Annotated in this window: 8 protein-coding genes; all 8 read left to right on the top strand. The window is 35.9% G+C overall.

The features are described from left to right. The first annotated feature begins 557 nt into the window (after nucleotides 1-557). On the top strand, nucleotides 558-1,181 hold the full coding sequence (locus tag EV201_RS05155; RefSeq protein WP_130306314.1) for a hypothetical protein: 624 nt from the start codon (nucleotides 558-560) through the stop codon (nucleotides 1,179-1,181). Between the two features lie 450 nt (nucleotides 1,182-1,631). Then, nucleotides 1,632-2,207, top strand: a complete 576-nt coding sequence (locus EV201_RS05150; protein WP_130306313.1) for an RNA polymerase sigma-70 factor — start codon at nucleotides 1,632-1,634, stop codon at nucleotides 2,205-2,207. 359 nt (nucleotides 2,208-2,566) lie between these two features. Beyond that, nucleotides 2,567-3,763 carry a FecR family protein gene (locus tag EV201_RS05145; protein ID WP_130306312.1) on the top strand — a complete coding sequence of 399 codons (1,197 nt, stop codon included), beginning with the start codon at nucleotides 2,567-2,569 and terminating at the stop codon, nucleotides 3,761-3,763. Between the two features lie 93 nt (nucleotides 3,764-3,856). Next, nucleotides 3,857-7,519 (top strand): SusC/RagA family TonB-linked outer membrane protein, encoded by a 3,663-nt coding sequence (locus tag EV201_RS05140; RefSeq protein ID WP_207224391.1) that lies wholly within the window; start codon nucleotides 3,857-3,859, stop codon nucleotides 7,517-7,519. Between the two features lie 13 nt (nucleotides 7,520-7,532). Continuing rightward, nucleotides 7,533-9,029, top strand: coding sequence for a RagB/SusD family nutrient uptake outer membrane protein (locus tag EV201_RS05135; protein WP_130306311.1), 1,497 nt, complete (start codon nucleotides 7,533-7,535; stop codon nucleotides 9,027-9,029). A 10-nt stretch (nucleotides 9,030-9,039) separates the two neighbouring features. Beyond that, nucleotides 9,040-10,044 carry a substrate import-associated zinc metallohydrolase lipoprotein gene (locus EV201_RS05130; protein ID WP_130306310.1) on the top strand — a complete coding sequence of 335 codons (1,005 nt, stop codon included), beginning with the start codon at nucleotides 9,040-9,042 and terminating at the stop codon, nucleotides 10,042-10,044. A gap of 30 nt (nucleotides 10,045-10,074) precedes the next feature. Next, nucleotides 10,075-11,475 (top strand): DUF4302 domain-containing protein, encoded by a 1,401-nt coding sequence (locus EV201_RS05125; protein WP_165389591.1) that lies wholly within the window; start codon nucleotides 10,075-10,077, stop codon nucleotides 11,473-11,475. A 127-nt stretch (nucleotides 11,476-11,602) separates the two neighbouring features. Beyond that, nucleotides 11,603-13,573 carry a fibrobacter succinogenes major paralogous domain-containing protein gene (locus EV201_RS05120; RefSeq protein ID WP_130306308.1) on the top strand — a complete coding sequence of 657 codons (1,971 nt, stop codon included), beginning with the start codon at nucleotides 11,603-11,605 and terminating at the stop codon, nucleotides 13,571-13,573. Nucleotides 13,574-14,022 lie beyond the last annotated feature (449 nt).

The raw sequence follows: 14,022 nt of genomic DNA, 5'->3' as shown, positions 1-14,022 counted from the left end.
TCTTGCTCCTGTTTGTCGGGTTTTGGGAAAGATGTAGCGAAAAATGAATTTAGATTCTCCCCATTTTCATTTTTGAAAATCAGAGTTTTCATATTTGAAAATATCTATTTTCAGATATTTGAATCTGCACTGTTTAGCATAGTTATTTTTAGTCTATGTTTTAAGCTTCGTGTTTGTGGTATTTTTTGTTTTACTTAATGAATCTAAGTAATTTTTGAATTCATTTTTTTTTATCTTTTTGTTTATCCCATAACTTTAATAATGAAAAGCTAAAGCTCATTGAATTGGTGGTTTGATTGGATCTGATTTTGTTTTTTTGACCCTTGCTTTTCACAGATCAATCAAACAGTTAGCAAGGTTTAATCTCATTTTAGGGGATTACAGTTTGGTTAGAAGCTTAATTCAAAGGTCAGAATATTCATTAACAATATTCTGAAATACGGTATAGGGTGCCCTTATATATGAAGCGCATGATTGAGCATGTATCTGTTCTTTAGGCATTTTTTTCTTGTGTTCGTAAGGTTACGTTCTAATAGACACATTAAATACGAAATGTTATGACGGTAATAAGAAAACGACATGACTTTATTGTAGGGCCAGAGAATGCCTATGTGGATAAAGCCATTGTCTACAAAAACAAGCTGCCAATCTATAAGGATGTGTTAGGCTTGACGGATGAACAAATTGCGGCAGATATTGCTGTGATGGATGATGTAATAAGTAAAAAAGAGGCTAAGGATATCGCTGTTGCCAATGCCAGTTCCAAGATTGAGGAGCTCAATGAGTCCAGATCGGTACTGACGCCTTATATGCGTAACCGTAGACTTGAGATTATGTCTCATCCCAATTTCACAAGAGCCATGGGCATCGATTTGGGCATCGACATTACGTTTACGAATCAGGATACCAAAGATATGCAGCCTACTGTTTCGATTAATAAAGAAGGTGGTTACCCGGCTATCAAGATATCGAAACAAGGTACGGATGGGGTGCGTATTTACGCTCGTCGAAATGGAGAAACAAAATTCACATTTTTAGATGTGTGTAATGGTACCAAGTATATCGATGTGCGTCCTAAGCTCGATGAGCAGTTACCTGAACTGCGTGAGTATACCTTTTATTATATTGTAAAAGGTGCTCAAGTGGGTAAGGAATCCATTATTTATAAAATAAATCTGTAAATGTTTAAACGATTGAGATACATGCTATCAGGCCAGCCCAGTTAATTGGAGCTGGCCTTTTTATTTAGCCCATCTCAAAAAAATCGAACAAAGGACTCACCCCATTTCAATTCTGAATTGTTTTAGTAGTAGAATTTTAGTTAGTAGATAAAAGGACAGAAGCCCTAAAGGAATGCTTGGGTGAGGTCTCTCACAAATTTTTATTTAATCTTCTTTGGTCGGATCAGCTTAGATAAAAACTCAAAAGATATGCCTGGCATCTGTCTTTTTGTTTTCAAAATTCGTCTGCGAAAAAACTTTGGATACCTGTTTCACTTTGTCATTTGTTTTGTTAGTAATTGGCTTTGCTTTATTTCATATAACTAGGGTGTTTAGCATTTTTTGCAATTCAATTCTTTTCTTATACATTTGCCCTTACGCATTTTTTTGTTTGCATAAAGTATAATTTGAATGGTTCAGCAAGTAGGGACGATAGATATTCGCAAAACAGATTTCAGAGGTATTTTTAATAAGTACTTTCCTTCCTTGTGTATTTTTGCCAATCGCTTTGTGAACGATGAAGATTTGTCGAAGGATATGGTGCAGGAGGTTTTTCTGAAAATATGGAATTCGGCGACTGAATTCGAATCAGAAAAGTCTCTTAAGGTTTATTTATACCTGGCCACAAAGAATACCTGTTTCGATTATCTGAAGAAAGAAAAGCGTAAAAAGCAAAACGGTCATTTGCATACCGACGGCTTGCGTGATGACGCCCTTTGGGACGATGACAGTGTGGTGCTTGACATTATCCGGGAGGAAACCTACCGTCAGCTCGAAGATGCTATCACACTTTTACCCGATAAGGCTCGCGAAGTTGTTTTGCTCAATCTGAAATCCCTATCCAATCGGGATATTGCTGATGAATTAAACATATCCATCAATACCGTAAAAACACATAAACTCACTGCCTTTAAAAAGCTCCGCGAAATTTTGGGGCATCAGTTTGTTGTCTTTCTTTTGATCGATTTCTATCAGTTTTTCGAATAGGAGCAATTCCATTGTTGATTCCAGCATAGTCAGGGATTTAAGCCAACCATTTTATTGTCAATTGTGTGAGTCAGGCTGCTTTTTGGAACAGCTGTTTCACCTGAATCAATCTCCCATTTCTTTTTTTAGTCAGTTTTAGATGTATCACTTGCAATCAATTGGATACTTAAATCGGAATAGGGAATACGTGTGTCTTTTTATAAAAAAAAACAGCATGCGGTTTGCTTTGGTAGTTAGGGTTTTATGTTGGTTTGAGATTCTGTTTTGAAAAAAAAATGAAAGGCAAGCCACCCGGCCTGTCAGTTTTGTCGTCTGTAGAATACAAGTAAAGAAAATCTTACTTGAAATTAGTATTTCGTATGAAAAAGAACATATCTGAAAAGATAGAAATTAGTCGTTTACTTTCCAGCTATCTGGGGACAGGTCTTGATGCCAACGAACAAATTCAACTCGATCGGTGGTTGAAGGAAGATGTGAAACATCAAAAAATGTTCGATGATTTGATGAGTATTCAAGTGCGGGAAAAGCGTTCTGAATTCATCAACCGGATTAATCTGGATGATGAGTGGACGCGTTTTCAAAAGAATAGGGCTCCAAAGCTTATCTCTTTAAAAAGCAAGTGGCTGAATGTTGCGCGATATGCTGCAGTCATTGCACTTCCCATGTTAATTGCCGGATACTTGCTTTTGCAAAATTACAATACCAATCAGTTTGCTGAAACAAAAACGCTGATTCAGCCCGGTACTCAAACAGCACATTTGGTTTTGAGCAACGGGAAAAAGATTGCCTTGGATGAAATGGCTTTGAGTATGAAGGAAGCCAATGACGAGGTGATTATCGAAAATAAAGAAAGAACCCTGAATTATACGACAGTCGATAAGAAAACAAAAACACAGTCCTCTGCCTATAACGAATTGCTGATCGGAAAAGGAGAGGAGTATCAGTTGGTTTTATCAGATGGAACCCGTGTGTGGCTGAATTCTGAAAGCCGCTTGAAGTTTCCTGTTCGTTTTGCCAATAACCGACGTGAGGTGATTTTGGAGGGGGAAGCCTTCTTCGAGGTGACTAAAAATGCAAAGGCCCCCTTTATTGTGAAAACGGGTCCGATGGATATTGAAGTATTGGGAACTTCTTTCAATGTTTCTGCCTATAAGGATGAGGCCAATATTCAAACCACCCTGCTCGAAGGGAAAGTAAGAGTTTCGTCGAAATATGGTCAGACAGTGGAACAGGTTTTAAAACCGAACGAACAAGCCGTGTTTTCCAGATCGAATAATCAGTTTGAAATTATAGAGGTGAATGCCGCACTTTATGCCTGTTGGCGAGAGGGTGTTTTCATATTCAATGAGGAAAATCTCGAAGATATTCTCCGAAAACTTTCTCGTTGGTACAACATCAATGTGTTTTTCCAATCCGAAGAGGTTCGTTCTTACCAGTTTTCAGGAAAATTACCTCGCTTTAAAAATTGCAATGAGTTGTTGGATATGATTGAGAAAACCACGGATGTGCAGTTTACAATGAAAGAAAATCGTGTGGTTATCGTAAATAAGAAATAAAAAAAAATACCGGGATATAGTACCAGTATACCCCGGCTATTTAGAAATAAGCATCCATATGGATGATATGTGAATCCTAAACCTTACAAATTTATGAAAAAAATGCTTCTTTTGCGAATTCCCATTTTAGGGGGAGTTCGGAGGAAATGGCTCTTTGCTATGAAAAACTTTATTCTCCTGTTTTTTGTGTTCAGTTTAAACCTGAATGCGAGTATTATGTCGCAGGCTCGCGTTAGCCTGAACTTAAGCGATGTTAATATTAAAACCCTGATTTATGAGATTGAATCTCAGACTGAATTGGGTTTCTTATATAACCTGAATGAAATCAAAGGCGTTCACCATATTTCGGTTGAAGCGGATGGCGAAACGGTAAAAGAGGTTCTCGACCGTGTGTTGGAAAATACGGGTCTGACTTACGAATTGGATCGCAATGTGATTGTGATAAAACCCAATCCGGTGCCAGTGCCCCTACAGCAAGACGGGAAACGAAAACTGATTGGGACCATTACGGACGAAACAAAGGAAACTCTGCCGGGTGTTTCTGTGGTGGTGAAAGGAACCAGCAATGGGGTGTCTACCGATTTTGACGGAAACTTCTCTTTGGATATTCCTGACGGGCAAAGCGTAACACTTATGATCTCTTTTATTGGCATGCAATCGCAGGAAGTTGTGATCAGCAATCAGGAGCGATTGGATATCGTGATGAAAAGTTCTTCGGAGCAATTGAAAGAGGTTACTGTAGTTGTCAGTACTGGTTACCAGAAAATTGATCGGAAATTATTTGCAGGTTCTGCAACCAAACTTGATGCTGAAGATGCTAAAGTATCTGGTTTAAGTGATGTTGGTAGAATGATGGAAGGGAAAGTAGCTGGTGTAAGTGTGCAAAATGTTTCAGGAACTTTTGGTGCTGCTCCTAAAATTCGTGTACGAGGAGCCTCTTCAATTTATGGTGATACAAAACCGCTTTGGGTTGTGGATGGCGTTGTGCTTGAAGATGTGATTGATGTCAGTCCTGATCAATTATCATCAGGTGATGTTTCAACTCTAATTAGTAGTTCGGTTGCGGGTTTAAATGCTGAAGATATTGCCGATTTTCAGATCTTGAAAGATGCTTCGGCGACGGCTCTTTATGGAGCCAGAGCGATGAATGGTGTGATTAATATTACAACCAAAAAAGGTATTGTAGGTAAAGCTAAAGTTAATGTAACATCAGAATACACGATTAAAAGCAAGCCTAATTATGGGCAATATGACATCTTAAATTCTCAGGATCAGATGTCTGTTTTTCGTGAGATGGAACGCAAGCAATGGTTAGGACATGCTGAGATGATGAGAAGTAAAGATGGTGGTGTTTACTTTCAAATGTACGATGCAATCAATTCTTTTAACAATGGTTCATATGGTTTAATGAATACACCTGATGCCCGTGCGGAATACCTTAAAAAATATGAAAAAGCAAATACCGATTGGTTCGATCTTCTTTTTAAAAATAGCCTAATGCAGAACCACTCTGTTAGTTTAAGTGGGGGTTCTGAAACAGCTAATTTTTATGTGTCATCAAGTTTTTTACACGATGATGGATGGACAATTGCAGATCAAGTTGATCGATATACAATCAATATGAAGGGTAATTTCAAATTGAATGATAAACTTTCAGTTGGGATGTCAACTAAAGGTAGCTTTCGTGAACAAAAGGCTCCTGGAACATTCAGTCGTACTTCCGATGCTGTAAACGGGGATTACAGTCGTGAGTTCGATATCAATCCATTTTCATATGCTTTAAATACCAGTAGAACCATTGTTCCTTATGCCGAAGATGGTACTTACAGATATAATAGAATGAATTATGCAAAATTTAATATTCTGGATGAATTCAAGAACAATTATATCGACTTGAATGTTCTGGATTTAAGTATTCAGGGCGATCTGGATTATCAATTCAATAAGTATCTGTCTTACAAGTTTGTTGGGAATATGCGCTATGTGAAGTCAACTTCGGCGCATAAAATGACGGGTAATTCAAATGTTGCGAATGCTTACCGAGCTGGTCTTGGAGATGCAACTATTGAGGATGCTAATAAATATTTATATACTGATCCTGAAAATCCAAACGAAAGACCCGTAAGTACTCTTGAAAAAGGAGGTTTCTACAATCGTGAAGATAATATGTTGAAGAACTTCTATTTTAGAAATGTAATCAACTATAACAATACGTTTAATGAGAAGCATTTGGTAAATGTATTGCTCGGACAAGAAGTCAGATCTGCAGATAGAGAAGCGACTGGTTTTGACGGTTATGGGATACAATATGATAAAGGGAATACTGTCTTTACCGATCCCAATATGATCAAAAAATTAACTCAAGCTGGTTTCCCATACTTTGGAACTTCGAATTCTCATGATCGATTTGTGGCATTTTTTGCAAATATGGCCTATAGTTTATCCGGTAAGTATACCTTAAATACAACCGTTCGTGTTGATGGAAGTAACCGTTTAGGAGATTCTAAAGCTTCACGTTGGTTACCAACCTGGAATGTGAGTGGTAAATGGAATGCAAAAGGGGAAGATTTTCTGACTGATATAGAATGGTTATCGAACCTGAGCTTTAGAGGAACTTATGGTCTGACTGCAAGTATGGGGCCTGCGACTAATAGCAAGGCCGTATTTAGAAGTGGTATTACCGTCGCCCCTTTCCCCAATGAAATTCAAAATGGTTTACGTGTTGCAAATTTGATGAATTCAGAATTAACCTGGGAGAAACAATATGAAACAAATGTTGGTTTCGATTTGGGTTTATTCAACAATAGAATCAGTATCAGCTCTGATTTCTACATGAGAAAAGGATTCGACTTAATTGCTGCTATCAAAACAAGTGGTATTGGAGGGGAACTATGGAAATTAGCGAATTATGCTGATATGGAATCAAAAGGTTTTGAGTTTAGTTTAAACACCAGAAATGTTGAAGTAAATGACTTTTCGTGGAACACAAACTTAACCTTTGCTTATAATAAGAATGAGATCACAAAGCTTTACGGACAACCTAATATTTTAAGTCTGACTAAAGCAGAAGGTGCGGCAACTTTAGGGGGTGCAGTTAGAGGTTTATTTTCAATTCCATTTGCAGGCTTGGATGAAAGAGGTTTACCCACATTTTACGATAAGGATGGGAGTGTGACCAAGGATATTTATTTCCAGGATACGGATGTTGATCATTTAAAATATGAAGGAAGTATCGACCCTAAAATTACAGGTGGTATTTCAAATCGTTTTGAATACAAGAATCTATCATTAAATGTATTTTGCACCTATTCATTTGGTAATGTTATTCGTCTTTACCCTAGTTTTCATGCAATATACAGCGATTTGGATGCGATGCCTCAGGATATGAAAAACCGATGGATGAAAGCCGGAGATGAAAAAATAACCAACATTCCTACAATTGTTAGTAAGCGAATTTACCAAGAGTTTGGGACAGGCTTGGAATCAACGTATAATGCTTATAACTATTCTGACCAACGAGTTGCAAAAGGCGATTTTATTAGACTAAAGGAATTATCTCTTTCGTATAATCTACCTAAAAAAATGCTTAAAAAAGTTGGTATTGGCAATGCAAGTATCAAAGCAGCGGGAACAAACCTATTCCTGTTATACTCTGATAAAGCATTAAATGGGCAAGATCCTGAATTCTTTGGAAATGGTGGTGTTGCTCTTCCGGTATCACGCCAGTATACATTGAGCCTGAAGTTAAATTTGTAAAGAATAAGACCATATGAGAAATTATATAAACATATTACTAGGAACTTGCCTTTTAGCTTTTACTTCATGTAATAGTTTTTTGGATGAGATGCCAGATGATAGAACAGTTATTGATTCTCCGGAAAAAATAGGAGAGTTATTAACTCATGCTTACCCGGATCAAAATCACCAGATGTTTTGTTATGCTATGAGCGACAATGCAACTGATAAGGGTAAAAGTGGAAAGAAAAATGAAATCAATAGTGACGCTTATAATTGGCTTGATTTTAGATTAACAACGCAGGACACGCCTGATTCATATTGGACAGGATGCTATTCTGCTATCAAACAGGCCAACCATGCTTTGGATGCTATTGAGAAAAGCAAAGTTAATGGTGAGATTACAAAAGAAGCAAAGCCTTTTTATGGTGAAGCTTTAATTGCGAGAGCTTATTGTCATTTCATGTTGGTTAACCTTTGGTCGCCTACATATAATCCTGAAACGGCTACAACTGATCTTGGGATTCCATATGTAACAAAACCGGAAACAAATGTTTTGACTACCTACACTCGTGGTACAGTTGCTCAAGTTTATGAAAATCTTGAAAAGGATATTGTTGAAGGTTTAAAATATATTGATGACAATGCCTACGACAATAAAATTTTACACTGGAATAAAAAGGCGGCGCATACTTTTGCTGCTCGTTTCTATAGCCTAAAGGGTGAGTTCGATAAAGTTTTGGAACACACCAATATGGTTCTTTCATCTAATCCTGCAGAATCATTACGTGATCTTACTGGTGAGTATAGCAGAATGGACATTAATGAAGCAATCATTCAATGGGGGAGAACGAGCGAAAAAGCAAACTTACTTGTAACACCTCAGTATAGTAGTTGGTTCGTTTATTTCCATGGCAGTTATCAATACGCCATGAGTATTGAATTTCACAAATTTGTTTTTAGAAAGAGTTTTGTTGGCGCCGATTGGATATGGGATTTATATGGTGGTGACCCGGATATTTTCTTTTCAAAATGGGGATATCATACCGAGAAGACTGGATTGAATAGTGATATAGGTTATTACATGATTATGAGTGTTTTGGTTGATGTGGAAGAAGCTTTGTTCCTACGTATGGAAGCCAATACCATGTTAAAAAACTATGAAGCAGTCACTGCCGATATGGACTCTTACTTAAGTAAAAGAGTTAAAAATTATAATTCTGTAACGCATAAGGTGGATTTTACTAAAATGGAAAATGAGTATAAAGAATCAAACTACAAGTATGGTTTGAATCCATTTTACACACTTGATGATACACAAAGAGTCTATATGAATTGTTTATATGACTTAAGAAGAAAAGAATACTATTATACAGGTATGCGTTGGTTCGATCACAAGAGATTTAATACTCAGGTTCGCCACTATTTTGCTGATGGAAGTGAAGCCCTTTTAAGTGATAAAGATCCTAGAAAACAATTGCAAATTCCTCAGAATGCTCAATCTCAAGGCATAGAAGCTAACCCTAGATAAAATTAGACTGATGAAAAATATTTATATAAAATTTATCTGCATTTTGTCAATTTTCGCACTATTCTCTTGTGATAAAGAGGATGGCTTACGCGAAGAGTCAATTATTTATGTAGATCAGGTTCACGAAAGTGAATTCGACAAATGGTTGTATGAAACATTCACTGTTCCTTATAATATGGAAATTAAATGGAAATGGGATGATAGTGAAGTTGATAATAATTTCCATGTAACTCCACCAAGAAAGGAGAAAGCTGAGCAATTTATGAAGGCTTTATACAAAATATGGATTAAACCCTACGAAGAAGTCGGTGGTGAAGAGTTTATCAAAACCTATGTTCCAAAACTAATCTATTTGGTAGGAACACCTCAGTATAACGATGATGGAACAATGACACTCGGTCTTGCTGAAGGGGGACGAAAGGTGAGTGTATTTGATGTTGACTCTTTTGACAATTTAGATCTGGAAAGAATGTCTAAATCGTTTCATACAATGCATCATGAATTTGCTCACATTTTGCATCAAAAAATCAGTTACCCTACCGAGTATATGAATTTATCAAAGGGCAACTATACCGGAGCCTGGTACAATTATGGTGAATTAGAGGCAAATACACTTGGCTTTATATCTCCTTATAGTATGTCAAAACATAGTGAAGATTTTGTTGAGATCGTTGCTACAATTCTAACAACTGTTCAAAACAGTAATACTCCAATAGAGAGGACAGTGCCCGAGAAGAATGAATACGGTATTGTGACGGGTAATTTGGTTAATATGCTTCTAACAGACTTTCAGTTGAAATTGTATATGTGTGGTATTGGACTTGTTCAAAATAAAAATGGCTCGCTTACATTGAAACAGGATCAATCTGGTCCAAGAGGTTTATCAATTCTACTGGAAAAAATTGATATTATAACAGAATATTACAAAACTGAATGGGGGATTGATTTATTTGAACTGCAAGGTAAAATTGAAATTGCAACAAATGAGTTAATTCTTGAAAATTCAGAAGAATAGATTATTGATCATATTAAAATGAAATTCATTATGAAAATTAGATATATCATATTGTTTGTCTTAATCAGTTTTGGAATATCATCATGTGGTAAAAATGATTTTGACAATAAGTTTGACGAATTGCCTGACGAGAGGATACAGTCAACAATTAAAGAATATAAAGAGATATTAACCGAGCCTGAGTTTGGTTGGAAAATGAATTATTCCTTAGGAAGCGGAATCGAATATATGGCCTACAATATTGTCCATTTCAATGCGGACAATACAGTAAGTATTAAATCAAAAATGGTTGATGATGCCATTGTGAGTGAGTTTAAGATTTTTTCGGAAGCTGATATTGAGTTGGTTTTTAATACGTTTAATGAAAATTTCACCTCGTTTAGTTATCCTAATGTTAAAGCTCCTAATGGTTATGGTGGTGATGTAGAATTTAATTTTGTATCGATTTCTGAAGACAAGACTGAAATTGTATTGAAAGGGAAAGTCAACAATGGCATCTTGAAATTGCAAAAGGCAGATCGAGACTTATCTGACTTTTCTTCCATTCAAAAATACGTTAACTATCTGAGTGCGCAAAGAACTGACAGTTACATGAACCTGGCCATAACATCCGGATTAGGTGCCACTGAAGATAAACCTATCGTATTGGGAATGGATTTAAGTTCGATGGCTATTGCAGCTGATTATAATTTCAATTACAAAGGAGAATTCTACACCGGTAAAAAAATGCTTTATTTTGATCATGATGGGATGGGCTTAAGTACACCTATTAAAATTGAAGATTCTGAAATTCAGTATTTCGTCTACAATGAGGATAAGCATCGATATGAATTAGCAAAGTCCGATTTAAAAGGTTATTTGTACTGTACAAAACTTCCAACCTATTATGTTCCTGGTGTATATGACGAAATAATGGATCATTACAGTTTAAAGCTGCGTGCCAGTTTTGGTCAGGTATGGGATAAATATATAGCCATGAAACGAGCTAATACGCTTATAAAAAATATGGTTATTGTAACTGATTACAAGCAACGTATGCCAAAATTTGATAAGGATGGCAATCCGGTTTTCGACGACGTGTTTAATGAAGATTATACATTAGGCAAAAGCCTTGGAGAAGGCTTATTGTTCTCATTCGAAGATAAAACCCAGTTCTATTTCTACTTTGTTCCCTTAGAGATAAAAAAGATACAAGAAGATCGTGTCGCTATGAAACGATTGCCAGGTGAGTTTTGCGTCGTTAAAAAGGGAGAAGATTTAAATCCTATTGCTGAATCGATTAAAGGCAATAAAGAATTTAATGAACTTGTCGATTATTTATGTAATGAAGGAGGATGGTACATCAGACGAACTGTTGAGGGAGGACTAATTGATTGGGATTTTATTTCTCAGGATAATCCTAATGATTATTTCTATACCCGACTCTATTAATTCAAATGCTTATTTAAACCATAAGCAAACTCATTTTATACGAAAGAATAAATATCCTGCAAGGTGTACAAAGACTTTGTATTAAGGCATTGTACACCTTGTTCCTAACCCTAAATAATATATTTATATGAAAAATTATTTTAAATTGGCTTTTATAAGCCTGGGACTATTATGTATGTTTTCCTGCGAAGACGAAAAGGAAAATAGAATACCAGAGGCAGCGACATTATCTGCTCCGGAGAATGCAGCCATTGATCAGGAAACAAAACCAACTCTAACTTGGGTAAAAAGTATCGATCCGGATAATGATATTGTTACTTATGATGTTTATGTTTCAGAAACTGAAGAATTTGTTGCTGAAGATTTAAAAGGTAATAATATTGATAAGAATACATTTACATTAAAAACAGCACTTAAATCACATACGAAGTATTTTTGGAAGGTCGTTGCTTCTGATGAAGATGGGGCCAGTGCAGAATCAGAAGTTCGTTATTTTACAACAAAGAATTCAGCGCCTGCTATTTCAGGACTTGAATTTCCTGCTAATGAGGCGACTGATGTAGAAAAAAGCATAAGCCTTAAGTGGACAGCTGCTGATGCTGATGGCGATGTTTTGAAATACACGGTTTACCTTTCTAAAGAAAATTCATTTGCTGAAGCCAATGTACTCGCTACTGATATCTCAGAATCTGAATTTGCTGTTAGTTTAGATGGACACACTCAGTATTTCTGGAAAATTGTTGCTACAGATACTGAAGGCGCAACAATTGAATCTGATGTAGCTAGTTTTACAACAAGCAATACATTACCGTCTAAAGCTGAATTAACTTCTCCAGTTAATGGTTTTGATCAGGTGTCGCTTTCAACTAAACTAGTGTGGTCTGCAGCAACTGATGCTGACCAGGATGCTGTTTCATACACTGTTTTTTATGGTACAAATGAAGAAATCAACGAGAACTATCCTTATAAGAAAGATTTTACTGAAACAGAATTGACTCTTTCTAACCTTAGAGGTAACACGACTTACTATTGGAAAGTTATTGCTATTGATAGCGAAGGTGGAAAAACATCAAGTGATGTATTCTCGTTTATTACAATTAATACCATTCCTACAGCTCCGGTTTTGAGTTCAGAAATTGATGAATTAATAGTTGATGATAAATTAAATGTAGTAATTAACTGGTCTGCTTCTATTGATCCGGATAAGTCTCGGGATAGTGAGGGTAATTTAATTCCTGAGCCATTAGTATACGATATTTACCTTAGCCTTGATGAAACAATTGATGAGTCTGATTTAAAGCAAAAAGATGTATCTGAACTTTCTTTTACTCTCGAAGGTTTAGAGTTTGCAACTAAATATTTTGCAAAAATTGTAACCCGTGACCCACAAAGTGCTAAAGCAGAAAGTGAAGTTATTGAATTTACGACTAAAGAGAAGCCTAATGTAATAGAAGGAACATGGACTGATGTTCGTGATGGTAAAGAATACAAAACAATTACAGTTGCTGGAAAGACTTGGTTAGCTCAAAACTTAGCTTACATTCCATATGTAATAAGCTCTGATGATGCAAATAAAATTTGTTCAGTCTATGGTTTTGATGTTGCTGAATCAACTACAGTAAGTGATCTGAAAGCAGATGAAAATTTCAATAAATATGGTGTGATGTATACGGCTTACGCACTGGATGATCTTGCACCTGAAGGATGGCATGTATCTACAGATGCAGACTGGAAAGAAATAAGTGTTTTTGCAGGTATGTCGCAAGCTCAAGCAGACGAAATAGGTAAACAATATGATTATGGATCAAAATTCCTTGATCCTAATTCAGATTGGTTTACCGGAACAGAAGCCACCAATGACTTTTTGTTTAGTGCTGTCCCAGGCGGATATTATAGTAAAGGGAAATATTCTTGGATGCCACCTTTTTCATATAAAGGAAGTACGATGTATACTTACTTTTGGACCAATTCTACTAATATAGATAATGTATCTTATTTCTATAGAGCTTTTAATGGAACGAGTAACTATATTGAAAGAAATAGTAATAAACAATCTGTTGAAAGAATGTATGTTCGATTGGTAAAAGATAGTGAGTAAGACTTTTGTTCTCCTTTTGATAAAATAATGTAGTTTTTATTGCGTCAATAAGATATTGTCCTTTGGATCATTCAAATCACAATCCGGAGAACTGTTTTAAGTCTGTTTAGTTGTAGAGAGGGTGTCCAAAAATGGATGCCCTCTCTTTTTTTTTAAGAGGCTAAGAGATTATAACAACTTTTATTAAAACATGAGCCATCCCTTGGGATGGCTTTTTACGTGATAGGCTTTAGTTCGAAAATGTGTAGGACGAATTCTTTTTTGTTTTTGAGACGTGATATCTTTCTAAATATCTGACAGATTTAGTATCATATATTTTCTATAGGTTTTTAAGTATGAATTTTTTTTAATCTCATTCACCCATTTTGTTAATTTAGGGGTCTTATAAATAGATTGAGATATTTTTATCTTTATCTGTTAAAGATTATGAAACCTAAACCTAAGATTAG

Source organism: Ancylomarina subtilis (genome assembly GCF_004217115.1).
In the GTDB taxonomy this organism is placed as follows: domain Bacteria; phylum Bacteroidota; class Bacteroidia; order Bacteroidales; family Marinifilaceae; genus Ancylomarina; species Ancylomarina subtilis.
This window is presented reverse-complemented; position numbering and strand designations above follow the sequence as displayed.

Coding starts and splice junctions, on each gene's coding strand:
- EV201_RS05155 (WP_130306314.1), top strand. CDS start 558: ATGACGGTAATAAGAAAACGACATGACTTTATTGTAGGGCCAGAGAAT.
- EV201_RS05150 (WP_130306313.1), top strand. CDS start 1,632: ATGGTTCAGCAAGTAGGGACGATAGATATTCGCAAAACAGATTTCAGA.
- EV201_RS05145 (WP_130306312.1), top strand. CDS start 2,567: ATGAAAAAGAACATATCTGAAAAGATAGAAATTAGTCGTTTACTTTCC.
- EV201_RS05140 (WP_207224391.1), top strand. CDS start 3,857: ATGAAAAAAATGCTTCTTTTGCGAATTCCCATTTTAGGGGGAGTTCGG.
- EV201_RS05135 (WP_130306311.1), top strand. CDS start 7,533: ATGAGAAATTATATAAACATATTACTAGGAACTTGCCTTTTAGCTTTT.
- EV201_RS05130 (WP_130306310.1), top strand. CDS start 9,040: ATGAAAAATATTTATATAAAATTTATCTGCATTTTGTCAATTTTCGCA.
- EV201_RS05125 (WP_165389591.1), top strand. CDS start 10,075: ATGAAAATTAGATATATCATATTGTTTGTCTTAATCAGTTTTGGAATA.
- EV201_RS05120 (WP_130306308.1), top strand. CDS start 11,603: ATGAAAAATTATTTTAAATTGGCTTTTATAAGCCTGGGACTATTATGT.